This window comes from Chryseobacterium kimseyorum, from assembly GCF_025971945.1.
GTDB classification, from domain to species: domain Bacteria; phylum Bacteroidota; class Bacteroidia; order Flavobacteriales; family Weeksellaceae; genus Chryseobacterium; species Chryseobacterium kimseyorum.
Genome location: NZ_JAPDHW010000001.1, coordinates 103,089 through 128,217, shown reverse-complemented (window position 1 = coordinate 128,217; position 25,129 = coordinate 103,089). Strand labels below are relative to the sequence as shown.

The 25,129-nt window shown below is 35.9% G+C and carries 24 protein-coding genes; 15 read left to right on the top strand and 9 right to left on the bottom strand.

The genetic code is table 11. The features are described from left to right. Positions 1-27: 27 nt before the first annotated feature. A complete protein-coding gene (locus OMO38_RS00600) occupies positions 28-1,047 on the bottom strand; it encodes a T9SS type A sorting domain-containing protein (RefSeq protein WP_264748310.1) in 1,020 nt (339 codons plus the stop codon). 94 nt (positions 1,048-1,141) lie between these two features. Between OMO38_RS00600 and OMO38_RS00595 the strand changes: the two genes are divergently transcribed. From OMO38_RS00595 to OMO38_RS00530, 14 genes are all read left to right on the top strand, one after another. Beyond that, entirely contained in the window at positions 1,142-2,308 is a 1,167-nt protein-coding gene (locus OMO38_RS00595) for a cytochrome-c peroxidase (protein WP_264748309.1), read from the top strand. 88 nt (positions 2,309-2,396) lie between these two features. Continuing rightward, on the top strand, positions 2,397-2,528 hold the full coding sequence (locus OMO38_RS00590; protein ID WP_264748308.1) for a hypothetical protein: 132 nt from the start codon (positions 2,397-2,399) through the stop codon (positions 2,526-2,528). 651 nt (positions 2,529-3,179) lie between these two features. After that, the gene (locus OMO38_RS00585; protein WP_264748307.1) at positions 3,180-3,815 is read left to right on the top strand and encodes an XAC2610-related protein; all 636 of its coding nucleotides are present in this window, start codon (positions 3,180-3,182) and stop codon (positions 3,813-3,815) included. 117 nt (positions 3,816-3,932) lie between these two features. Next, positions 3,933-4,700: a hypothetical protein gene (locus tag OMO38_RS00580; RefSeq protein ID WP_264748306.1), complete on the top strand. Its 768-nt coding sequence runs from the start codon at positions 3,933-3,935 to the stop codon at positions 4,698-4,700. Next, positions 4,687-5,295: a hypothetical protein gene (locus OMO38_RS00575; RefSeq protein WP_264748305.1), complete on the top strand. Its 609-nt coding sequence runs from the start codon at positions 4,687-4,689 to the stop codon at positions 5,293-5,295. The genes OMO38_RS00580 and OMO38_RS00575 overlap by 14 nt, the downstream gene beginning before the upstream one ends. 175 nt (positions 5,296-5,470) lie before the next feature. Continuing rightward, the gene (locus tag OMO38_RS00570; RefSeq protein WP_264748304.1) at positions 5,471-5,896 is read left to right on the top strand and encodes a hypothetical protein; all 426 of its coding nucleotides are present in this window, start codon (positions 5,471-5,473) and stop codon (positions 5,894-5,896) included. Between the two features lie 24 nt (positions 5,897-5,920). Then, complete coding sequence (locus tag OMO38_RS00565; RefSeq protein WP_264748303.1) at positions 5,921-6,145, top strand: hypothetical protein; 225 nt, start codon at positions 5,921-5,923, stop codon at positions 6,143-6,145. A gap of 10 nt (positions 6,146-6,155) precedes the next feature. Beyond that, positions 6,156-6,845, top strand: a complete 690-nt coding sequence (locus OMO38_RS00560) for a hypothetical protein (RefSeq protein WP_264748302.1) — start codon at positions 6,156-6,158, stop codon at positions 6,843-6,845. Continuing rightward, entirely contained in the window at positions 6,842-7,675 is an 834-nt protein-coding gene (locus OMO38_RS00555) for a hypothetical protein (protein ID WP_264748301.1), read from the top strand. The genes OMO38_RS00560 and OMO38_RS00555 overlap by 4 nt, the downstream gene beginning before the upstream one ends. A 481-nt stretch (positions 7,676-8,156) precedes the next feature. After that, positions 8,157-8,321 (top strand): hypothetical protein, encoded by a 165-nt coding sequence (locus OMO38_RS00550; RefSeq protein WP_264748300.1) that lies wholly within the window; start codon positions 8,157-8,159, stop codon positions 8,319-8,321. Between the two features lie 215 nt (positions 8,322-8,536). Then, a complete protein-coding gene (locus tag OMO38_RS00545) occupies positions 8,537-9,148 on the top strand; it encodes a hypothetical protein (protein WP_264748299.1) in 612 nt (203 codons plus the stop codon). An 11-nt stretch (positions 9,149-9,159) separates the two neighbouring features. Beyond that, positions 9,160-9,666, top strand: coding sequence for a hypothetical protein (locus tag OMO38_RS00540; protein ID WP_264748298.1), 507 nt, complete (start codon positions 9,160-9,162; stop codon positions 9,664-9,666). 35 nt (positions 9,667-9,701) lie between these two features. Further along, positions 9,702-10,748: a PCMD domain-containing protein gene (locus OMO38_RS00535; protein WP_264748297.1), complete on the top strand. Its 1,047-nt coding sequence runs from the start codon at positions 9,702-9,704 to the stop codon at positions 10,746-10,748. Between the two features lies 1 nt (position 10,749). After that, positions 10,750-11,514, top strand: coding sequence for a porin family protein (locus OMO38_RS00530; RefSeq protein ID WP_264748296.1), 765 nt, complete (start codon positions 10,750-10,752; stop codon positions 11,512-11,514). Between the two features lie 75 nt (positions 11,515-11,589). Here OMO38_RS00530 and OMO38_RS00525 read toward each other — a convergent pair whose 3' ends face one another. The 4 genes from OMO38_RS00525 to xyl3A all read right to left on the bottom strand — a co-directional run bounded on the left by OMO38_RS00525 (position 11,590) and on the right by xyl3A (position 17,747). Then, positions 11,590-12,309: a DUF3667 domain-containing protein gene (locus tag OMO38_RS00525; protein ID WP_264748295.1), complete on the bottom strand. Its 720-nt coding sequence runs from the start codon at positions 12,307-12,309 to the stop codon at positions 11,590-11,592. 264 nt (positions 12,310-12,573) lie between these two features. After that, positions 12,574-13,494, bottom strand: a complete 921-nt coding sequence (locus OMO38_RS00520; RefSeq protein WP_264748294.1) for a helix-turn-helix domain-containing protein — start codon at positions 13,492-13,494, stop codon at positions 12,574-12,576. A gap of 64 nt (positions 13,495-13,558) precedes the next feature. Beyond that, positions 13,559-14,332, bottom strand: a complete 774-nt coding sequence (locus OMO38_RS00515; RefSeq protein ID WP_264748293.1) for an SDR family NAD(P)-dependent oxidoreductase — start codon at positions 14,330-14,332, stop codon at positions 13,559-13,561. Positions 14,333-15,119: 787 nt separating this feature from the next. After that, a complete protein-coding gene (gene xyl3A / locus OMO38_RS00510) occupies positions 15,120-17,747 on the bottom strand; it encodes a xylan 1,4-beta-xylosidase (RefSeq protein WP_264748292.1) in 2,628 nt (875 codons plus the stop codon). A 356-nt stretch (positions 17,748-18,103) separates the two neighbouring features. Between xyl3A and OMO38_RS00505 the strand changes: the two genes are divergently transcribed. Further along, positions 18,104-20,311: an ATP-binding protein gene (locus OMO38_RS00505; protein ID WP_264748291.1), complete on the top strand. Its 2,208-nt coding sequence runs from the start codon at positions 18,104-18,106 to the stop codon at positions 20,309-20,311. A 187-nt stretch (positions 20,312-20,498) separates the two neighbouring features. Here OMO38_RS00505 and OMO38_RS00500 read toward each other — a convergent pair whose 3' ends face one another. The 4 genes from OMO38_RS00500 to OMO38_RS00485 form a co-directional block, all read right to left on the bottom strand. Further along, a complete protein-coding gene (locus tag OMO38_RS00500) occupies positions 20,499-21,401 on the bottom strand; it encodes a carbohydrate kinase family protein (protein WP_264748290.1) in 903 nt (300 codons plus the stop codon). Between the two features lie 330 nt (positions 21,402-21,731). Further along, positions 21,732-22,958 (bottom strand): FAD-dependent monooxygenase, encoded by a 1,227-nt coding sequence (locus OMO38_RS00495; protein WP_264748289.1) that lies wholly within the window; start codon positions 22,956-22,958, stop codon positions 21,732-21,734. A gap of 136 nt (positions 22,959-23,094) precedes the next feature. After that, positions 23,095-23,976: an AraC family transcriptional regulator gene (locus OMO38_RS00490; protein WP_264748288.1), complete on the bottom strand. Its 882-nt coding sequence runs from the start codon at positions 23,974-23,976 to the stop codon at positions 23,095-23,097. A 573-nt stretch (positions 23,977-24,549) separates the two neighbouring features. Then, positions 24,550-24,786: a hypothetical protein gene (locus OMO38_RS00485; RefSeq protein ID WP_264748287.1), complete on the bottom strand. Its 237-nt coding sequence runs from the start codon at positions 24,784-24,786 to the stop codon at positions 24,550-24,552. Positions 24,787-25,129: the final 343 nt, after the last annotated feature.

Here is a 25,129-nt window from a genome sequence, read left to right as displayed (position 1 = left end):
TAGATTTTAACAGGGGTTTTATTATAATTATTTTTTCACAATTTTAACCGTAGAAATATTTGCACCACTATTAATCCTCAAAAAATAAATACCTGAAGAAAGAAACGAAACATCAACAGTTTCATTGGGACTAAAGTTTCCTTTTTTAACTAAATTTCCTGCAGCACTGTAGATTTCGATTTGCAATTTTTCTTTGGTTAATAATCTGAAATCATGCTCCACCAGTGTATTCGAAATTAGAAGATTTTTTGTAACAGGAAGATCATTGGTCGACAATGCTGCACCCATTACATCAGTCCACGAACTTCCCAATCTCATCTCGTCAATCTCAATATTCCCTATATTGTTAGCCTGTCTCAAAGCTACGCTTGCTACCTGCGATAGTTTTGATGAAGATCCAAATGCACTTGAATGGGTTGGATTTCCCTGAGAAGCCAGCGACGGATTCATCCAAAGACTTGTCTGTCCGTTTGCTCCGGTCATATCATATTTGATGACCACCAAATAGGTTGTACCTACCTGATAATTGATAGGATTTGCACTTCCATAAATATCATTTACCGTAGTACTTCCCCCGGTAGTATTCAAAATACCAATATTAAAGGTGTCTGCGGCTGAGCCTTTTCTTAACGAAAGTCTGGATACAAGACCAGTACTTCCCAAATCATTTCCGGACAAAGCTGAAAAGTGCATGAAATATCCCGGTGCAGTGGTTACAGAATTAGCTGCAAGCGTGCCTACATCGGTAATTTTCATTAGGAATGAAACAAATGCGGTAGTGGTGACCGGTTGTGAAAATGCAAAATTAACATCTTCTGACTGCGTTGATGTTAACAGTATTCTGTTTCCCGAAGGAGTTGAAATTCCGGTAAAGTTTAAACTGTTTCCAAGGTCGGAAGCTGTCGTCAGGGTTGATACCTGACCGATTGTTCCACTGTGTGAGGCCCAGCCGTTAGATGATAATGATCCTGAAAAATTGAAGTTTTGGAATTGTGCAGACAATAACAGTGAGCCTGTAACTGCCAATAATGTAAAAGTTTTTCTCATGAATTTAATTTAAAATTAGTCTAAACAAAATTAACAATAAAAGATTCATATAGAAACATTAGAATCATTATTTTTGCTGAAAATTATCAGGAAAATGACGAATGCTTTGAGCTGGACTTTGATTGTTATCGTAAGTGTTTTTTTGCTGAACAACTGCATACAGTCGAATATTCGTACAAAAGTTTACCAGAAGCAGTCATTTATCAATAAGATCAGAAAATTATATTCGTCAGGTGATTCTTCAAAATGGCCAACACCTATTCTTGATCCAATGGCAGTTCCTCATTTTGCAGAGATTGGTCATTTACCAAAAGTTGAATTTCCGGCAGACAATCCTTACTCTGTAGATAAAGCGCTTTTAGGTAAAACTCTTTTCTACGACCCAAGATTATCAGGTTCTAATCAAATTGCATGCGCCTCATGCCATGATCCCGAGCTTGGATGGACGGATAATAAAACTTTATCTTTTGGCCACGATCGGCAACTGGGTTCCAGAAACGCAATGACAATTATGAATATTGCATTTGCAAAATCACTTTTTTGGGACGGAAGAGCCGAAAGCATAGAAAAGCAATCTCATATGCCAATTGAAGATCAAAAAGAAATGAATGAGCATATCGATATTGCCACAGAGAAGATTGCAAAAATTAAAGGATACGAAGAACTCTTTGAGAAAGCTTTCGGAAGTAAAAGCATTACAAAAGATAAAATCGGAAAAGCAATAGCTACTTTTGAAAGAACTCTGATCAGTCCTCAAAGTAAATTTGACAAATTTATTGATGGTCAGTCAGCACTATACAGCGATGACGAAGTAATCGGTCTTCATTTATTCAGAACAAAAGCTCAATGTATGAACTGTCATAATTCGGGATATTTTTCCAATAACCAGTTTGAAAATGACGGAACTTCTTTATTGGGTTCAAAACAGCAGGATTTAGGACGTTACTTAGTGACTAAAGATCCGAAGGATGTAGGAAAATTCAGAGTACCAAGTTTACGAGAAGTAACGCGAACCGGACCATGGATGCACAATGGGGCATTTACTCCACTGCGCGATGTACTTACCTTCTACAGCAACGGTAATCCTGAACCACCAAAGAAAAAATCAACAGTTCATGAAGGAGTTAATTTAACATCTCAGAAATCTGAAATGCTTAAGTTTTTAGATCTGAGCAGTCAGGAGATTACGCAGTTAGAAGCTTTTTTGCATACTTTAAGTACAAGAAATCAAAGAATCACTCCGCCTGTTCTGCCAAAATAATAATTTTTGGAGTTCAAGATTAGACTTCAGCAGGCTTAACATCTAGCAACAGTAACCTTGCCAACCTTACCTGCATTCAACAGACTGAATGTGTAAAGCAACAAACGAGCAAGATTTAAATGTCACGATGGTTCCGCCTATGCTCATCCAGCCATTTGTAGAAAACGGAATTTTATATGGAATTGATTTGTATGGAAAAGTAACATCGAACTGGCTTTGAACCACCAAATTTTGTCAGTCAACATTACCGATAGCGGAAAAAAGATGGCAGGAAAAAATTCAGATTCAACATTCCTCACTTTCCCGCACCATCAGCAAGGAAAGCCTGCAATTGCTCGCCAAAGAATATAAACATGACACCGAGATCAGCTATCAAACCAACGCAAATGGCGGAACAACAGTGGTTTTGTGGGTTCCGAAGAGTGGAATCAGAATGAGTGAGAATGGATAATGAATGATGAGATTTGATTTTAAATTAAATAAATATACAGGTTGTAAATGGTTTTGATTAGCACCCTCAAAATTTTTATAGTTGAATCATTGAACTAAACTGCGCGTATCTCAACTAATGGATTTTTATATGAGCGTTTGTTTCCGTTATTTTTGAATTAGCAGAAATTTTATAACGAATCAAATTATTCTATGCCTAAAAATAAATATCGAATTTTAAACTTATTTTTCGCATTACTTTATACTGAAATCATACATGATTATCATACACTTAGCAAGCAAATCTTTTTACAGCAAAAGACAGAATAGATAGAAATAATGATAAATTTACTAAACAAACTTTTAAGTTTGATGGACATATAACGGCGTGATTTTAAAAATTGGAAATAACGTAGCACACAAACATTAGAACATCAAAAATATGACACGAACCCTTTTCCTTTTATGCCTTATTTCGCAATGGTTTTGTAGCCAGAAAACTGAGTATTTCTCTGATTCTAAAACCGTTATAAAACCCAATCAATACAAACTTAATGTTTCCCAGAAGAACAATAAAACCGAATCGGTTGTCAATTTTGAGTTATTCAAAAAAACAGGAAAGAACTGGGCAAAATTACAAACCGCAAATTTCAAGAAAGAGGCGGATTTTGGCTTATTTGTTTTCACCGATGAAGATTTGAACAACGATGGATACAATGATGTGAAAATCTCTTTTTCCCAAGCTGGAAGAGGTTCTAATGAACTCAATAAATTATTGATTTTCAACCCAAAAACCCAGAAATTAATTGAAATTATAAATTCTCAGGATTACCCAAATCTCCATTATAACTCTAAAAGAAATTGCGTGAACTCTTATTCTTTCTCCGGCGGAAACAGCACTTATTTTTTAAAAATCAACAACAATCGTTTGCAGGAATTTGCAAGAGTTGATTTTGCAAACGACAGTGTTTCCAGTTATAAAATTAGTCATGAAGAAGAAATTTTAATACAGAAAAAGCCCTACAAATCTAATGATGCAGCGGTATTCTTTTCAGGCTTCGACCCGATTGAGGAGTGATTATTTGAAGATTTATTTATAAAAAATTTATGACTCGTAAAGGAAAGATTATGAATTGTAAAAGGTCTACCAATTTTCTATGTTTTATAGTAATTTTAAAATATTAATCACAGAATAATGAAAAATATGATTTTAAGTTTAATACTGTTACTTGGTATTTGTGCTTGTTCTCAAAAAAGTGATATTAAACTCAACCAAAACCAGAATATTAATACCGATAATTTTATAGTGGAAATAACCAAAGAACTTAAAAGTTATCCCTCTGAAAAATTTTTCAGTCTTGGTTATGTCAATAGCTGGTGTCGCTCTGATGTTTTTGTGAACGGAATTAAAATTACAAAAAACTTTGGTGATCAGATGGGAAGTACGGGTGTAGAGATTAAGGCTTCGCTTGATATTTATGAAAATTATGGAGAAACCAATGTTCCAGATGTTCCGCTGTCGAAAGTTTTTTTAGAAAAAGAAAACAGCATTTGGAAAATCACCGAAATCAAATTCATCAATCGGGAAGAAACGCCGGCGAAAAAAGTGGATTTTTCGGGGAAATGGTATGCCGGAAATGTAAAACTTCACATTAGTAAAGATGGTTTAGGATTCGAGTATCACGGACAATGTATGTATTTTTATCCCATCAAAAAATTGAATAAAACAGAGTTTGAAATGATTTGGACAAAAGAAATGGATTGCAGTTTCGACAATGGCGTGAACGATACTTTTGGACTGAAAAAAGTACCAGAAATAGGAAAACCTTTCGCAAAATACAAACTGAAAAACAATATTCTTTACGCCGAATATTACTACAAAGATTGGGTAAAAAAATATTCCGAAAAAGTGCAGAAAGATGTTTTCACAGAAAAATATTTTAGGAAAAATGAGAGCAATTAAAATTCACATCACATTCTTCTTAACGATTTTGGCTTCCGCTCCGTTATTGGCGCAACTTACACCTTTTGCGATAATCAATGACAGCGATGGTTACACCAATATCCGTTACGGAAAAAACAAAAAAATAGTTGACAAATTACACAGCAACCAAGTTTTCGCCATTCGCAGTATTGTGGATGACGATGGATGGCAAGATTGGTTCTGGATAGATTATCCCGATTATGCCCAAAGAAAAAAACCGTTTGAGAGATTTGTGAACAAAACCAAAGATGGAATGATTCATAAAAGCCGTATGAAAGCGCTTCCCGACTTGCCTCAATGGAAAAAATCGCTTGAAGACAGTACGTTGGTTTGCACTCGTGGATTGGATAGAATTACAATTCGCTATGGGAAATTCATCAAAAAAAATCATACTTATCAAAAAGTAGGGCAAGATTTAATTGTAAAAATTGATGGGAGCGAACCTTGGGGAATCGACGGAGTTTTACACGACAATACAACGGAAATAAAATCGATAACAATAGAAATCAACAAGCAGAAGTATGAATTGCCGCAAGAAGCCATCAAAAATATGTTGAGACCTACACCATTTTAGCTAACTTCGGAGTTGCAGAAAGTAGCGACGAAACTTTGTTCCTTTACATGAGCAACAGCGATGCTGCAGGTGGTTACGATGTGGTTTGGACCATTAAATCTGGTAGAGTCGTGAACCAATTTATTTACAGAAATTTTTAAAATATTGGTATAGATTTATAAATTAAAAACACAATATGAAACTAATCACAATCCTACTTACAGCATTCTTTCTTATTCAATGCAATGCGCCACAAACAGAGGGAATATCATTTAGTGAAACTACTTTTTCCCAAAATGAAAGCCAAGACAGATGGTTAGAAAACACGAAAGATGAACTGCAAATTTTAACGTATGCAGAAAATGCAGATAGTGAAAAGCTGAACGCCTTTTATCAACAAAAAGCAAAATATATTTTCTTAATTGGCGGTGGCTGTTTTACAGCAGAACCATCAGAATTGGAAGCTAAAATAGCCAAAGACACTTTATTTATCATTTGGCACCAACCCAAGTCTCCTTGTCCGCAAGTTGGAGAACGTTCCCAAACCAATATGGCTTTGGAAATTGATAAAAAGCTGTATCCAAATTATAAAAGTTTCAAAGTAATCATTAAAGAGGAATAAAAATTTGCACTAATAACGCACAAAATGAACAAAAGCAATCTCTATTACTTCCTCGGAATACTTCTTCAAGCCTTAGGATACATCATACTTTATATAGCATTCTTTATGTCATTTTCATATTATTGGCTGCTTTCATTAATGATTTTAGCAGGAATTTTTCTCATTATAAAATCCGAGAAGACAACTTTGATAAGAGCGATTACAATAATCGCAGTTCCGATTGTAATCGCAACTTTACTTGTACTTTAAAATTTATAAAATGAAAAATATATTGAGATATGGTCTATTATTAATGATTTCCTTAGTCTTCGGGCTGCAATCATGCGATAAGAAAAACTCGAAAACATCTCACCTCGATACTGCAGATTCAATTAAAGAGTCGTTTCAATTTACTGAAATAGGAAGAAAAGAAATATCTGTTATCAAATTTCCTGACTATTGGAATACTCAAACTTATAGCGATAGTGAAGCACCACCAATGACCAAAGAAGCGGTGTATTTCGAAGAAAAACTAAATAATTTAGATTATTTTGATTCGGTAAAAGGGCGAATGATAGAGACTCAGTTTTACAATAATTTTTTAACTGAAAAAAATCAAAAAATTGATTCATTATTTATCTTAGATTCAATTTCAAATAAAGAAATAAGTTTTGTTTACATCAAATCCTATAAAACCGAAAATGGGGAATATGATTGGCCACCAACATTCCACGAAATTGATTTACTTATATTTTCAAATTCTAAATTTAAAAAGAAAGTAAATATCTATTCATGCCAAAATTATCCATTTGCTGTTGGATTGAGACTAGGCTATCTCAATCGTGAAGGAGATTTATCTGTAAAGGAATTTGACACCGACGAAGAAAAGACAGCTTTCGTGAAAGAAGAACATATCAAGATTTTTAAGGACGGAAGTACAAAAACAATTTATTCTATTGAAAAAAAATGAAAAAGACAGTTACATTCCTTCTATTATTAATGATTTCTGTTGGTTTTGGCTTGCAATCCTGCGAGAAGAAAACTGAAAAACCAATTGACAAGAGCAACGAAACAAATGATACCGTAAAAACCACACCCAAAATTTCTGTAATTAAAAAGAATGACAGTTTGCTTATGCAGACCGATTTGAATATTGTTACTTCCTTAAATGTCAACAAAAAAGGCGAATTCTTCGAAAACGGAAGCCCGCTTACAAAATATCTCGCTTTAGAACTCATCGACAAATCTTTATTCGAAAGCAAAAGAAAGACTGCAGTCAATTTTTTGGTTGCCGATACCACTTCCATTCAAAAGAAAAACGGAATTATAGAATTGGTTTGTAAAAACAAAACTGTGAAATATACCGATGTGGCTTCCGATAACGACGGAATGCAAATATTTTCCTATATCGGACAGTTTGAATTTCTGAACAAATATCTCATTGCAGGCTCATACTACGAAGGTGGCGACTACATTTCCATCGACAAAATCACTGGAGCCGAAACCAACACTTTTATAGATTTTCCCTACGTTTCGCCCGACAAAAAAAATATCATCTGTGTGAATTCAAACGGTTATGAATCTACGGCAGATGTAGAACTTTACGAAATTTCTGGCACCAAAATAAACCACGTGATGAGCGCTAGTTTCAAAAATTGGATGACCTTGGCAGAAAACGACGAAATGTTTTGGAGTAGCGATGGATATTTATATTTAAAAGTTCACAATGCCAAAACTTTCTGGAAAGAAGACGGGCATTATAACGACAATTATCAATACATTCGGATTAAAATTATTTAAAAACAACAAACAAATGAACCATAATTTTACAATACTATTTTTTACTGTACAATTTCAATTTTAGCAAATTGTAAGAATACAATTGCAACAAAAGAAGCAGAAAAATTAGAGTATAAAGGAACTGAAAAATCAAGACTCGCTATTGACGAAAAATTTTTAAATAATCATTCTGTCGATGCTGAAACTGAAATTGCTCTTTATTATAATTGTTACTTATTTTTCCTCTTGTTTGGTTAATCCTCTATCTAACCATTAGAAAAAATATAAAAATTATAATCAAATAATTTATTGTTTGGTTATTGCTGTCGTTACTATTTATTCCATGTCTTATTTTCCATCAACGATGAATTATGGGGTTTTGAGGGTAGCATGAATATAAATTCACAAATAATAATCTCCTTGATAATGATATTAATTTCTACAATTATTTTGATGAGCATTCAATTATTTAAAAATAGGAAATCTCTACATTCAATAGCAAATGGATGCTGATGAAATTCTTACTGTTAATAAATTTACAAGAATAGACAACAGTACATGTTTATACATTGATGTTTATCCTGCAAATAAAATTAAAATAGCCGTTGTCTCTGCCAAAGTTGTCGATAGTGAAAATGACTTTGCTTTATGGGAAATTGAGATTTAGAGGTGGTTAATGACGACGATTGAAAATGTTAAAAAATTTAGACATATAAAATATTGCTCTAGATATTGACCTTTCTAATTTCATAGAATCAGTTAAGTTCATTCAGAGCCTGATTCACAAACATATTCTGTTATTTCTATTACATCCTTATAATTTTCCGTACTTACATTAATTATTACGAATAATTATTATCTTTACTTATCAAAAAATATTTTATGAAAAGCTCTAGTTTCAATGCAGCAGTTGCATGCATTACGCTTCTCACCGTAACATATTGCAGCAAAACACCAGAAAAGCCGGTGCAAGAAACACAATTGGTGACTTTTCCTAAAAATAATGTAGAAACCAATTCTGATGTAAAAGTAGATTCTATAAGCACCGGTGAAGATTCTTTAGCTTTACAAATTAAAGACTACATCAATACCCAATACCTAAAACCCGAAGACCTTAGGGCAATCGGTCAATCAGAAAGAAAATTCAATTTCGATCAAATTGATTTGAATAATGACGGAAAAAGAGAGATTTTTATCAATTTTTTCACGCCTTACTTTTGTGGTTCCGGTGGCTGTAGCCTTGTACTTTTAGATCATAATTTAAAGCTGATCAACAAATTTACAGTAACACGTACTCCCATTACTGTAGACTCCAAAACTGAAAACGGATGGAAAGTCCTGTGGCTTAAGGATGGAAATTCCTGGAAAATTTTGACCCATAAAAACGGAAAGTACCCATCTAATCCATCAATAATCACAGTCACAAATGAAGCTCCCGACAGCAATAACGTGAAGCTTTTTGAAGGTCATACTTCTAAAGATTATCCATTCTAAAAATTAATATCATGAAAAAAACAGTATTCTCAGCACTTTTGTTTGTGCTTTTTTCTTTTACAAACCTCTACAGTCAGAAGATTAGTGACGGCGCCACAGTGGATGTCAGCGGATTGGCTGTCACCTTTAATATTCTGAATAAAGAATCCATTAATGTCGGTGGAAAAAGCTTTGACCGTTACAAAGTTTCTGCAAGCGTAACGAACAACAGCGGGAAAAGCATCAATATGAGACTGGCAAATGCACCACAGATCGTAACCAATATCGGTTTGGTAGAGGTTAACTGCATCAATGCGACTGGAGCAAAATTAACTGCAAAAAAGATTGATTTAAAACCCAAAGCTCAAAACCTCAACGTTACCTACTGGGCATACACGAAAGAAGGAAAATACGAAAGTTCTGTAATCCCGGTGATCGCAGGATATTATCTTGACCCGGGAGATACTGTGAGTGACAACGCTATATTCATCGTTCCGCAGGGCGAGGAGCCTAATGTTTCGGTGAGAAAGCTTCAATAGTTTATGAAAAGTTTTATCATTTAAATTGATCCAAAATGAAAAATTTCCTTTACCTCATCACACTTTGTTTTTCTATCATTTCGTGTATTCGGGAAGCACCTTTGAATCCCGAAGCTGATATTGAAGAATTCACGATTGACGCGCAGTTTTTATCTTCTACCACAATCATTGATCAGGCCAACAGTAAAATACTGATTTATTTAAAACCTGATGCCTATCAAAATGGAGTATCGCCAACTTTAAAGTTATCGAAAGGAGCAACGGTAAGTCCGGCATCAGGCACGAAGCTTAATTTCAGTCAGCCTGTTTTCTACACCGTGCAGTCTGAATCAGGTGAGAATCAGAAAATCTACGAGGTAGATGTAGTGGAAATCGGAAACTGGACTTTTAATTTTGAAACTTGGACCGCCAATACCACAGACAAGTATGAATTTCCATTGGATAATAATGTTCAGCTTTGGTCATCAGGAAATCCGGGAGCTGCTTTGGCTGGTGTTGCTCAACAGGCAGATGCATATCCAACAAAATCAACAGTCAACGGACTCAACGGAACTAAAGCTGCAGAGATGCGCACCATTCCGGGAACCACGCTGTCGGAGTTTCTTGGTATTAAACTGATTCCGGGATCATTCTTTTTAGGAGATTTCAATGCAAATCAAGCACTTATCAATCCATTAGCGGCTACAGAATTCGGACAGCCTTATTTTGAATTGCCGGATAAATTTACCGGATACTACAAGTACAGTCCCGGAGCGACTTTTCAGGATCAAAACGGAAACGCCGTTTCGGGACAGACTGACCGCTTCTCTCTGTATGCAGTACTGTATAACGGGCCAACAAGATTAAACGGTACCAACATCAATACTTCTGATCAGGTGGTCGCAAGAGCAGAACTTCCTAATACCACTTCTCATAGAGCTTTTACAAGATTCGAAGTTCCTTTCAACTATATTCCGGGAAAAGTTGCCGGAAATAATCTGATGGTAGCGATTGTTGCCTCATCAAGTTATCAGGGAGATCAGTACCGTGGTGCAATTGGAAGTAAATTGACGGTTGACAGTTTAAGAATTATAGCTAAATAGTATGAAAAAGATATTTTACATCACACTAGCCATTGCTGTAATGCTTAGTCTTAAATTGAATGCACAGAATGTAAACTCACAAGACAGCATCAGCAAATTTCAGTTCAGAGTGACCGCCGGACTCAATATTGGCGGATTAACACCGATTCCATTGCCTAATAATATTAGGAAAGTGAAAAGCTATAATCCAGGACTTAATCCTTCGATTGGTTTGGAAGGATTGTATAAGTTTCACAAAAAATGGAGCGTCGGCATTAATCCCAGAGTGGAATACAAAGGAATGAAGGTGAAAGACAGCGTACTTTATTTTCATACCATGATTCAACAGGGTGAGGGTCCGGAGGCAGCTTCGTTTGAAGGAGATTTCACAGGAACAAATTACACTGAAGCCAAAAATCTTTATCTCGGTGTTCCGGTATTTGTACAGTTTACGCCCGGAAAAAAATGGCACTACCGTTTGGGAGGTTATTTTGCATTTCTACTGAAGCCTGAATTCCAAGGCAGTGTTTCAGACGGCTATATCAGAAACGGTGGTTCTAAAGGTGAAAAAGTTATCATCTCATCCGCAACCTTTGACTTTGCAGACAAGATCAAAAAGTTTGATTACGGTATTTATGCGGGAATCAACAGAGATATCTGCGAAAAATTTTCTCTGGATCTGAGTCTTCAGTGGGGATTGGGTTCTGCATTTCCATCAACATTTACAGGAATCAGTTTCCCGATGCATAACGTGTTTGCACAAATTGGCGGCGGATATAGATTTTAAAATAATTCTAATAAAAGTATAAAGGTGATGCACTGTGCATCACCTTTTTTAATAATAATATTTCTTTTAGTTCAGCTAACCGGTATAACCTAACGCAACCACAGTTAGTCCTACTAATAAAGTCGCTATAACCAAATACATTAAATAACTTAAGATACTTTTTATTAACACTTCTCCTACTTTCATTTTACTAAAGAACTGTCTGTTCGTCCAAAAAATCAAAATAAAATCTATTACAAAAAGTAGATTGGTCAAAATATTAAAACCCGACCGATCTTTCACAAAATATAAAACCGGTAGAAAAAGGATGTGAACGCCAAGTCTTTGTGAAGTTTTAAATGCTTCAAAAATAATGATCTCATAAAAATTGTATTTTGTTTTTTTAAAAAGAATATAGGTCGTCAGCGTATATATTGGTAGAGTTGCAACTACAAACCAGTAATAATGTTCAAAAACCCTTTCCAATATTGCACCCGAAGATTCATCCAGTGCAGAACGGTGGTTCAGATCTAACAGATGATATATTAAAGCATAGATCGTCGCCATAATGATTACCATCGAAATTGGTCTAAAATGATTCACCCTTTTTCCTTCTATGTAGTCATAAATCACAATGCCTGGCTTTTCGAAAAGTTTTTTCAGGGAGTAGCCTATTCCTTTATCGTAATGAAAAAGACCGTGCTCAATATCTTCCCAGAGAAATTCGTGATTGATTCTTTTGGTCTTTGCCGACTGGCCACACTGGTTGCAGTAGTTTCCTTCAAACGAGTTTCCGCAGTTTTTACATATAGTCATACAGTGAGTTTTGAAATTGGCTAACAGTACTCTCTTAAAATACTCTCATACAGTATAAAATTACCAATTCTTTCTTTTACCATCATTATAAATGAGGAATGAATTTAAGTTAAAAAAGGATTTCATATTACTATTTGACTTCAACATCCAAAATAATTTCGGCTTAAATTATTACAGAAAGGCTCTTTAATTTATCTAAATCCTGCCAAGTGTTCACAATTATAAACTATAAAAAAAGATAAGTTTCTAAAATATGGACTCTTCTTAATTAAAAGACTTCCTGAATTCTAATGGAGAAATTTTAGTTTTGGTCTTGAACAGTTTACTGAAGGACTGTGGATGTTCGAAACCTAACTCGTAAGCAATTTCACTTACAGTTAAATTGGTCGAGGTCAGCCTTTCTTTAGCTTTTCCGATGATCTTTTCGTGAATATAACTTTGTGCATTTTGACCAATGAGCGTTCTGAGCAGATCACTGAGGTAGCCTGGTGAAATGTGCAGCTGATCTGAAAGATATTGTACAGTTGGTAAACCCGTATGCAGAGATTCCTGATTGTTTAGGTAGTCTTCCAGAATAGTTTCTGTTTTCTGAAGAATATCATTATTGATCATTGTGCGTGTAATGAACTGCCTTTTATAAAACCGGTTTACGTAGCTTAACAGCAGATCAATCTGAGCAATGACCACTTCCTGACTGAATTCGTCAACACGGCTGTTCAGTTCCTGTTCCATAATTCTGTACACGGAAAGGATAATTTCTTTTTCTTTGTCTGATATATGCAGAGCTTCATTAGATGAATAAGAAAAATATCCATACTGTTTTATTTTTTTTGCCAACGGATGGCCAAAAAGAAAATCGGGATGGATCAGCAAAATGTAGGCATGCGTATCCTGATTGTACTCTACTGTTCCCACTAATTGATTTGGTGCTAAAAACAGCATACTCCCTTCATTGTAATCGTAATAGTCCTGTCCATATTTCAGTCTGCCATTGTTTTTGGTGATCAGAGTGATCTTATAAAAGCTGAGGACATCATAGATGGGCGCCATATCCGTATTGAAAGGATTGGTTTCATTGAAATGCACAAGACTTATGAGCGGATGCTGCGGTGCAGGCAGTCCAAAAGCCCGATGGCTTTCTGAAATGGATATAAACCGAATCAGTTTTTCGTCTTTATTTTTCATCTCATAAATTTATTAAAAAACCTGTGATGACCAATGATCAGCACAGGTTTGTCAGTTTGTAAATTTACCACGGCAGGATATTATCAGGTCCGGCAAAATTGGCAGGTCCTGTAAAACTCCCATTTGGCAAGTCTTCAGCAAGCGCTACTCTTATCGGTTCTACAGAGCCTTCTTCCACAGTATCAGTTCCCTGAAAATTGTTCAGAGCCGTTGCCGTAAAGCCTGGACTTACGAGATGAACTTTAATATTTGTATTCTCTAACTCTATAGCTAAAGAAAGAAATATACCGTTAAGTGCCGTTTTTGATGCGCCGTAAACTGCATCGAAAGACGAGCGGTAGGGATTTTCTGGGTTTGAATTGATCCCAAGAGAACCCAAAGCACTCGAAACTGTAACAATTCTTGCTGCTGGTGATTTTTTTAATAAGGGTAAAAATGACTGTGTGACCGCTAGCGTAGAAAAAACATTTGTTTCCCAGACTTCTTTCAGCTCACTAAGCGGTGCAATGCTGGCACTCTGTGACCCTAAAACTTCCTCCATAGTACGTCCAGGTTTACCGGCGTGGGAAATCGCAGCGTTATTTACTAAAAGTGTTAGGTAACCATGATCAGCTTCAATTATTTTAACTGCTGCCTTAACCGAATCTGAATCTGTAATATCAAGCTGGATGGCTTGTACATCTCCGGTAATTTTTGCAACGGCTAATTCCCCTTTTTGCAGATCCCGGGAACCCAAATACACTTTATAACCATTTTCTGCAAGGGCTTTTGCAATTTGAAATCCTACACCAGTATTGGCACCTGAGACAAGCGCGACTTTAATTTCATGTGTTGACATAAGTTTGATTGATTTTATTATTACAGCAAAGGTGACTATTCCTCACAAAGTATTTGTAGCCAAATCGACACCCGTTGTAGTCTTTTTGAGGATTATTTTTTTGATCAGTAAATTACTTAGTAGAAAATCGGAAACGTTGAAATAGAATTCAGAACCAAACACCTTAAAAAGTCCACTATAAACAATAAAATCATTATAATGACATCGTTGAATTCGTATTAATTATTCGGAATTTTAATTTGTCTAAGAAGGATATGAAGGTCGTAGTTACAGAGAGTCAGCTTGTATTTCACATGAATTTTAACGACCAACTGCATTATTGAATCATTGTTCTGTGCATATCCTCAGAATCTATAACTTTCTGATTAATGTGATAAATGATTGTTTCTAAGTATTCTTTGAGCGGTGCATTGCGATTTATTTTGTCGGAAAAATCAGGAACGATTATCAGTGAGTGCGATACTAGATTTTCAGTAAAATTAATTTCTCCGCTCATCCGATATTCTAAATTAAAATCTTCAGCTATCAAAAACTCCAGATACTGGATGACTAACTTTTGAAAACTTAATTGATTATACATGGACTGAATCTTTAAAGCAACCTGCTACCCTCTTTGGGAGACTAAAACTATGCCACTGCAAATCAAAATCCTTTTAAGAATTTATATAATTTTTAATTTGTTGAAACACTATGTCTGTGCAATATCTGTTTATAATTGGCGAAAATTTTTCTTTTCAAGAGCATTTGTTTAGAACTGATAAAAAAACGTAGCTCAAAATAAAAAATCTTATCTTACTTTCAATATCATTTTATTCAAATCCTTATCCATTGAACTACTGCCAATTTCTATCTCGTATTTTCCCTCCTGAACAGTCATCTCGCCTTCCTTAACACTCCACCATTTCAATTCCTTCTCACCAATCGTAAATTTCACTGAAGCGGTTTCACCACCTTTAATGAAAACTTTTTTTACAGCTCTTAAATTTCGGATGGGACCTTCTGCATCATCAATCTTGCGTACATACAATTGTACAGTCTCCAGTCCATCAACAGTGCCAGTATTAGAAACCGGAATTGTAAAATCGACTGTATTGCCTTTTTTTATCTTTCTTTTCTCTGCCTTAATTTTTCCATACTTAAAATTGCTGTAGCTCAGACCATACCCAAACGGATAAAGTGGCTCACTTCGAAAATATCTGTAGGTGCGACCTTCCATATCATAGTTTTCGAAATCGGGAAGCTGATCAATATTTTTATAAAAAGTGATAGGAAGGCGTGCTGAAGGGTTGTAATCTCCGAAAAGAACATCTGCCACTGCTTTTCCACCTTCCTGTCCCGGATACCATGCCTGTATAATTGCCGAACTGGTCTCTGCTACTTCTCCCAAAGCAATTGATGAACCTGAACAGTTGATAAACACAATCGGCTTTCCTGTCCTATGGAGTTCTTTAAGAAAATTCAACTGTACCTCCGGAAGATTAATGTCTGTACGGTCACCTCTTTTAAATCCCGGAAGATCAACACCCATTTCCTCTCCTTCCAGCGATGGAGAAATACCGCCTGCAAAAACAATGATATCCGCATCTTTTATTTTACTCAAAGAACGTTGATAATCAACCGCTTCATTGTACCCAATATCAAAATTCAGCTGGGCATCCCCGCTGCCGTGAGCGAAGATGATTTTTATATGATAGGATTTTCCACTCTCTCCCTGAAAACTGTGGTTTAATTTTCTGGCTCCGTGTCCGGTTTTTGCTTCTTTCACCAACTTATCATTCACCATCACCTGCACCTTTCCATTTATGTACAGTTGAAGGGTCACCTCTCCCGATTTTGTGGGTTTAAATACCGTTTCATATTCAGCTGAAAAACCGGTCAGCTCAACACCCGGTGCAAAAACAGTATTGCCAGATGTACAGAGGTTAAAAGGATGCGCAAGATTCTGTACTACCTTTGGAGAACCTTTAGTTTCAGGATTATTCCAATATTTTGCATTAACTCCCTTTTGATTTTTAAAGGAACATTCAGCATAAGCACTTTCGAAGACAGTATTCTCAACCAGTCCTGTTCCCTGTTCAAAAATTACATCCGACGAATTTTTTGACGCTGACCTTATTCCATCCAGAATGGTTACTGTTTCTTTAGGGGTACCATTATAATTTCCCCACTGCATCACAGGATCATTGGCATTAGGACCCATCACGGCGATTTTCATTCCGTCTTTCTTAAGTGGAAGTATATGATTTTTGTTCTCTAATAACACGATTGATTTTCTTGCAGCTTCCAAAGCGAGTTCTGCATGTTCAGTAGATGCGATAACAGAAGGATCAATTTTAGACCATTGAACATCTTCCAGATCATCCATCTCACCAAGTCTGAATCTTGCGATTAATAATCTTCGTACTGACACATCGATATCACTTTCTTTAAGATCTCCGTTCATTACTGCGTCCTTCAGCTTTTTGTAGCTGGAACCACACTCCAGATCAGTTCCACTTAATACTGCAGCAGCCGAAGCTTTGATTGCATCACTGTGGGTTTTGTGTGCATTTTCTTTATAAAAATCAGCAATCGCTCCACAGTCTGAAACCACGATTCCTTTGAAGCCCCATTTTTTTCGTAATATCTGCATGAGGAGTTGATCATTGCCACAGCAAGGTTCGCCTTCAAAACGGTTATACGCACACATCACCTCCTGTACGTCACCGGATTTTACCAATTCTTCAAAAGCAGGAAGATAAGTTTCATATAAATCACGAGGTTTAATATTTTTAGCATCGAATGAATGACGGTTCCATTCAGGACCTGAATGTACGGCAAAGTGTTTGGCGCACGCATGGACTTTATCATACTGATCAGTAAACCGTGGCCCCTGTAGTCCTTTAACTGCCGCCACACCGAGCAATCCTGTCAGATACGGATCTTCACCATACGTTTCTATACCACGTCCCCATCGTGGATCCCTCAAAATATTAACTGTCGGAGTCCACATGGTCAGACCCTGGTAGCGTTCGTAATTTCCCTGTTTTGAGAAAATAGTATTCTTTGCTCTTGCCTCGTCTGAAACCGCATTGAATACCCGATAGACAAGATCTTCATCAAAACTCGCAGCCATACCGATAGGTTGTGGAAATACCGTTGCCAAGCCTGCTCTTGCTACTCCATGCAATGATTCATTCCACCAGTTATACTTTTTTATACCAAGCCTTTGAATGGGGCTTGAAGAATCCTGCATCAGACTTATTTTCTCTTCAAGAGTCAGCCTTTTCAAAAGATCATCAGCTCTATACTCGAATCCTAGTTTTCTGTCTTTAAAGGCAAATTCCTGAGATTGAAAACGTCCGCTGAAAATGACTGTCAGTGAGACAAGAAATAATTTATACCAGGGATAGTAAATCTGTGCAATCGATTTCATTAAATTTTCATTTGTATAATAATAGTCAAAATTTTTGACTCAGCCAATCAGTAAATCAGTTAAAGAAATTTAACTACTACAACAGACCTATACACAGCACTGCAGGCTTTTTTAAATTAAATTCAACTGAATTTTATCACCTTACGATGATGATGCTTTACAGGAATGAGATAAAGATCTACAGCCAACCGATAAAAGAATCAACAGTTTCATTTTTTATGAATAAATCTTTTAAATAAACCATTCATATCAAATGAAAATAGTATATTCGTTTAATTTCAGAAAAATTTTCGACTCATTTTGTAAGGCTTTTGTCCTTAGTAAGCAATAATCATTTATAATAAACAATAAATTATATGGTAAAAGACGATTTGGATTTGTGCAGCAAAGAACCGATCCACATTCCGGGTTACATTCAAGCGCATGGCATCCTGATCATCATCGACAGCGAGGGTATTATAAAATACTGCAGTGATAATTTCACCCAATTCGCCGGGCTTACGGTAGATCATATACTTGAAAGTCATATTTCCAAATACAGCAAAGTTTTCGGGAAATCAGAGAATAACAACTTTATCTTGGATCTCATCAACCTTTCGTGGCAGGGTAAAAATTTTAAACCTATCAATCCGTATCAGGTGGAAATTGATGGGATGATTTATAATCTGATCTTATCACTTTCCGATGATCACTATATTCTCGATTTTGAACAGGAATTATCAGATCTGTTTTCTGATCCTCAAAATATCGTCGGTGCCAGTCTTTCACAGATGCTGGCCGATAAAGACATTGATGCGATTTTACGGAATGTAGTGCAACAGGTCAAAAACATTATCAGTTATGACCGTATTATGGTTTACCAATTCCATGATGACGGACACGGAGAGGTCGTGGCCGAAGAAAGAAATGATCAACTGGAAACATGGCTAGGATTGCACTACCCTGCCTCTGATATTCCTGAGCAAGCGCGTAATCTTTACAAGAAAAATCTAACCCGGCTTATCAGTAATGTACATGAGCAGAATATCCCGCTTATGAGTACAGCCGAAGTACCCGCCGATCTCAGCAACAGTACATTGCGTGCCGTGTCACCAGTTCATATACAGTACCTGAAAAATATGGGCGTGACTTCCAGTTTCAGCGTATCCATCATTGTTGATGATGAACTTTGGGGATTGATTGCATGCCATAATTATTCTCCCAGGTTTATCAATTACAGACAGCGGGAAACTGCAAAATTAATAGGACAAGTGCTCAGTTCATGCATCGGGCTGAGAAATCAGGAGAAAAATCAGAAAGAAGACATGAAGCTGCAGACTGCAGTACTGGATGTCAGCCGCAGCCTTCATAATGAAAAGATTGCAGATTTTATAGAAACCTGCTCGCCAATTTTATTGAATGCTTTCAAAGCTACGGGCATTTCATTTCTTTATGAGGGCGAAACTACGAGTATTGGTACCGTTCCTGAACTTTCTAAAATCAAAGAAATTTCAGAATTTTTATATGATGCCGCAAACGAAGTTTTGATTACTGAAAACTCTAAGATAGATTTTCCTGAATTACAGTTAGAGTCTGTGGACTTTGCAGGTTTTGCAGGATGCAGACTTACCAAAGATATCAAAGACTGTGTGATCGTATTCAGACCTGAGATTATACAGACCGTAAAGTGGGCCGGCGACCCAAACAAGATTATCAGCCACGATGAAAGAGGGCAACCCTTCATATCGCCGCGAAATTCATTTGAAGAATGGTCACAACAGGTTAAAGGCAGCTGTCTGAAATGGTCTTCATCAGAAATCAGAGCCATAATGGAGATCAGAGATGAAGTTAATTTTGCGGTGGGAAGAAAAACTGCTGAACTCAGAATATTGAACGAGAAATTACGGGATGCCTACTCTGAGCTTGATGCCTTTGCGCATACAGTATCTCATGATCTTAAAATTCCTTTAACCACAATTAAGGCATTTGCTGAATTAATCATCAGAAAATCAAAAGAAGACGACATAAAGATCATGTCGACTAAGATTGTTGATAATTCAGACAGGCTCAACCAGATGATTAAAACTGTTCTTGAATATTCTAAGGTGGGACAAAAAGATGTGAGAAAAGAATCTATTGATATGTCTAACCTGATTAATGATATTGTAGGTCAGCTGTTGATGAGTAATTTGAATGCAAATTTAAATTTGGTCGTTAAAAGTACACCTGACTTAAGTGGCGATCCAATTTTAATCTTTCAGGTGTTTTTAAATCTTATTGAAAATGCGGTTAAATATTCGCACAAAACAGAATATCCTGTCGTTGAAATTGATGGTCAGTTGGAAAAAGATGAAGTGATTTATACCGTGAAAGATAACGGCGTAGGAATGAGTAGCGATCAGCAAACGAAAATCTTTGGACTATTCAACAGAGTAGGAAAAACAAATGAGTATGAGGGCAGCGGAATAGGTTTGGCTACTGTCAAAAAGATCATTAACAGACATGGCGCAACCATTGGTGTTGAAAGTGAAGAAGGAAATGGCAGCACTTTTACCGTAAAGTTTCCGAGAAAAACAGGTTCATAGAAAATTATTAAATTAATTAAAAAGATGGTGGTAAAATTGCCACTGTAATTTAATTTTAATGATCTATTTCTAAGTAAACAAATTCCTACTTTCATAAATAAAAGCCTTACAGTGTAAGGCTTTTTTCTTGAAATATGTAATTGTGAATATTTTTGAAAACTACACTTTTTAAATTAATGTTAGACATTTAACCCTTAATCATCATTTCTATTTCTGAACTTTCGATCTTCGGATTTGCTCCTGAATAACTTGCGACCAAAGCACCTACTGCGCTTGCGAAATCAAGAGCTTCTTTAGGATTATAATCTGTCAGCAGTTTTGAAATAAGACTGGCCAAAAAAGAGTCTCCGGCACCCACCGTGTCTGCCACTTTCACTGGATATCCTTCATGTTTATATAAATCATTATTCCACAGAAGAATAGATCCGTGTTTACCCAAAGTTACACAGATCGCTTTTGCATTTGTTTTTTCTGCCAAAAAATAGATGGTTGATGTTAGATCATCAGATTGATAGCCCATTTCTTGAGCTACTTCAAGTATTTCCTCATCATTAAATTTGATAAAGTCTGCCTTACTCATCAGCTTTTCCAGGAGCTGAATACTGTAAAATGGTTTTCTTAAGTTTACGTCAAAAACTTTAAACACTGTATCATTTGATTCCAGTAAAGAGAACAGAGTCTTTTGAGAAACCTCATTTCTGCTGGCAAGACTGCCATAGAAAAAAACGTCGGCATCTTTTACGATATCCTTGATTTTTTCATCGACACTGATAAAATCCCATGCGGACGGAAATCTGATCTCGTACGTGGCAGAACCACTTTCATTTAAGGAGACCTGCACAATTCCTGTTTCATATTCCTCAGAAACATTGATTCCCGAAATTTTAATTTCATTCTGTCTGGTATAATCCAAAATGACCTTTCCGTCTTCGTCATTGCCCACCGCGCTGATCATTGCCACAGGAAAGCCATAAGAAGCCATCCTGAGAGCAATATTAAGAGGTGCTCCGCCAATTTTCTTTTCTTCTCCGAATACATCGAAAAGTACTTCTCCAAAACTTATGACATTAACTTTTTTATTATTTAACATTGAATATTTTTTATAGTGATTGAACCGCACGAAGTCGGCGATACACTAAAATACTCAATTTTTTCATTCACAGTACAAATTCTGCCGGTAAAAGTAATTTAATCGGTGACATAACACGTAAACATTAAAATCTATAGAATCATTATCAGTATGTTGTTTCTAACTTAAAGAATTCATAGACATTACAAATCTTGATTGAAATTCAGTTTTTTACAAAACAAAAACGCACAACTCTAAAAGTTGTGCATTTCAAAAAATCATCATTTGTGTTATCTTGAAATTTAAAAATGATACTGTTGATGCCAAATACACACTGTATCATTCGTTCTTTTATTTGAAATTATTCTCATAATTCGGTAAAACAAAGTCCTTTTTATCTTCTTTTTCAGTCCCTGAAAAAAGATTCATTACATATTTAACCGGTTTACTTCCGGCTATCTTAACGACTTTGTTGAGCAGAGTAACACCCCACTTAGATTCCGGGTATACAATTCCAGGTATGCCGGGAGGTAGTTTCTGACATTTATCAACGTATGGCCGCATTATTTTTTCGTAATTTTTAAAAGCTTCATAATGATCTTCTGCTTTTGACAGCTCTCCGGCAAGTACGTAGGCGCCTGCCATCGCCAGATCGGTACCCTTGCCCGCAATAGGTGTGGCACACCAGGCAGCATCACCTGTGATAACCACTCTCCCCTTACTCCATTGCTTAGCTTTCACCTGACTAACTCTTTCAAAATAGAAATCCTTGCTATCTTCAATTTCGTTAATCAGCCTTTCAGATTCCCAACCTGTTCCATTTAAGTGACTGATCAAAACTTTTTTCTGCCTGTCTTCCGGAAGATCTTTATATTCATTCTCTTTAGCTAAAAAGGTTACTGAAGCTCTGTTTTCGCCATAATTGTCAGGTCTTAGCATGAAAACGATTCCCCTCGGAGCATTGTACCAGCGTGCCCATCTGCTGTCTGTACTTTTTTTGGGGATTGTAAGATAGGCGGTATGTAACCCTAAATATTTGTAATGAGGACGACTTCCAAAGGCCAAATCACGGGTAGCAGAGCCAATACCCTCAGCAGAAATCACAATAGAAAACGCTTCCTTTTTACCGCTCTTAAATTCAACTCCAATATCATCTTCCGTTTCCTTTAAATGAACAATATGATCACCGAAAATATAGTTAACATCTTTGGAAGATTGTTCGTAAAGAATTTTCACCAAATCTCCACGTAGGATTTCCAGTTCCTGAGTCATACTCATGGAGCTGTCGGATGGAAATTCTGCCAGTGTCTCATTTTGTGAATCAACGAATCTTAATCCTACTTCGGTTGTATTACGCGCACGAATTTTTTCTACGATTCCCATTTTTAGGGCAACCTCTTTTGCAGGTCCCTTTACATCAATATTTTGACCGCCAAGTCTTAACTCAGGCGCACGTTCGACGACCGTTACTGTAAAACCATATCGGTGCAGCCAGTATGCCAATGTAGGGCCAGCAATGCTTGCACCAGAAATCAATATTTTTTTATTTTTCATATTACAATTATATTTTTTCAACATCACTGCTGTTTGAAATCCCAGATTGGCATGCAGCTGAATTACAGCAACAAAGAAAGATTACAACCTCAATATAAGTTCTTAATAAAATGCACGAATTCTTCTACTAAAGAGCCATATCTGGAAAAATTATTTGCTTTCAATATTCCGATCTGATAATTTTCCGGTCATTTCTAAATGCAGTTGGAGATCTGCCTGAAACTTTTGAAAACAGTCTCGTAAAATACTTCCAGTCTTCGAAACCGAGATCAAAGGCAATTTCCTTAACACTTTTACCGGTGTATAAAAGCATGCGCTGTGCTTCACCTACAATTTCCTGTTGAATGATTGTGGTAGCTGAAAAACCTGTGATTTTCTTGACTGTATCATTGAGATAGGTTACAGATATACTTAGTTTTTCTGCATACATCGAAGGCTTTTTAAATTCCCTGAAGTCATTCCTTACCAAAAACTTAAAATTCTGTGTGATCTGTACCGACCGCGACTTTGAAGCTTTTTCACAATGTAAATTCTTGGACCAGTGAATATTTGCCAGTTTAAGGTATAGTGAGCTGACCATACTATGTAACAGGTTCTTCTCGAATGGAGCACTAATCCTGTTGCTCACGCAAGAATGTAAATTGGATAGTAAATTATTTAAAAAAGAAAGATCATTATTATTAAGTTCTAAAACGCAAATTTCACTATTGGAATGCTCTAAAGAACTGATAACCTCGCGGTCAATTATTTTACCGTCAAAAGCCATTACCCAACCCTTGATAACAGAGGATTCCGAAGGATGATGTACCTGTTCCGGACTGACCAGTAAGACAGATGGTCCCGACATCATCACGCACTCATTATCAACAAACATTTTAATCAAACCCTTCTCTAAAAGAAATAAAGAATAGTAATCGTGACGGTGCGCTTCCGAGGTATTCGGTTCATCTTCTGAAGGAACGTATGATGCCGACATAGGCGATATCATGATATCACAACCTTTTCCTGACAGCAGATGCATCTCGATATTATCTTTGCTCATTGGATTTAAAGAATTTTCTACTACAAAATTATTGTAATTTATCCTGATAAAGTCTAACTAAAAACTGTATTAGGTTCACAAATCACATTAAATAATTTTTGCGTGAAGATATGAACGGTTTCGTTGAATAGTTATTATTTAAATCTGCTCAACGGAGAGGAATTAGAAATTCAGAGTTCACATTTCAAAAATGACATTTCACAAACTGAAAATTCAAACTAAATAAACTTTTAAACTAAATATGAAGTAAACGAATACAAACAGTATCTCAGATACTTTCATAAAGTTTTAAATAAAGAGAACATAGAGCTTTGTATCTGAAAAGCAAATACGTTAGATAATAAGAGACAAAATTTACAACGGCCTATCTTTTCAGATAAGCCGTTTATTAGTTTATTGCTGACCTCAATATGATAGATCTCCATTATTGATTACATTGTTTTGAAAAAAAGAGGATTTTTGGCTGATCAATATTTTAATTTGCTATCAACATACACATTTCTGCAGCGAGAAATGAGATACCTAAAAATCCACACAGCAATTCAGAGGCATTTTCTGAACTGCCGTGCACGACTAATCCTGATTTTCGCTCAGCTCCAGGCGATAGACAATAAAATTTCCGTCAGATGAAAACCGAATGCATTCCTCAAAATTCTGATCTTCCTTAAAGGAAGGATTACTATGCAAAAAATTAATCATTTCATTCTGATTTTCAGGAACGACAATGTATCGAACACGATTGTTAACATTAAACTCTTCTGCAAAGTTCTTAAGTCTATGAGTGCGCTCTAATGCCTGTTGGTAGTTCATTTTAAAAAGTTTCTATTATTTCTTAGTTTTATTTAAAGTTCTCTCGCTTCTGAAATACTGTGGTGATTTCAATTTGATAAAAAATATGAGACGTTTACTTTCTTCATAATGTTTCTACCCTTATAGAAATAACCAAAATATTTACCTGCATAACGATAAGCAATTATATCATCTAACTCCTTAAAAAATCACATTCAATTTTAAATTTCTTTTAATTAATTATGATAATAATGAATTATAATATAATTGACGGCACGAATTTACAGTCTGGAATGAAAAGTTAGATTATTAAAAAAGACATTTTACTTGTGAATTTTTACCGTTCATCAAATGTCTGAAGTAA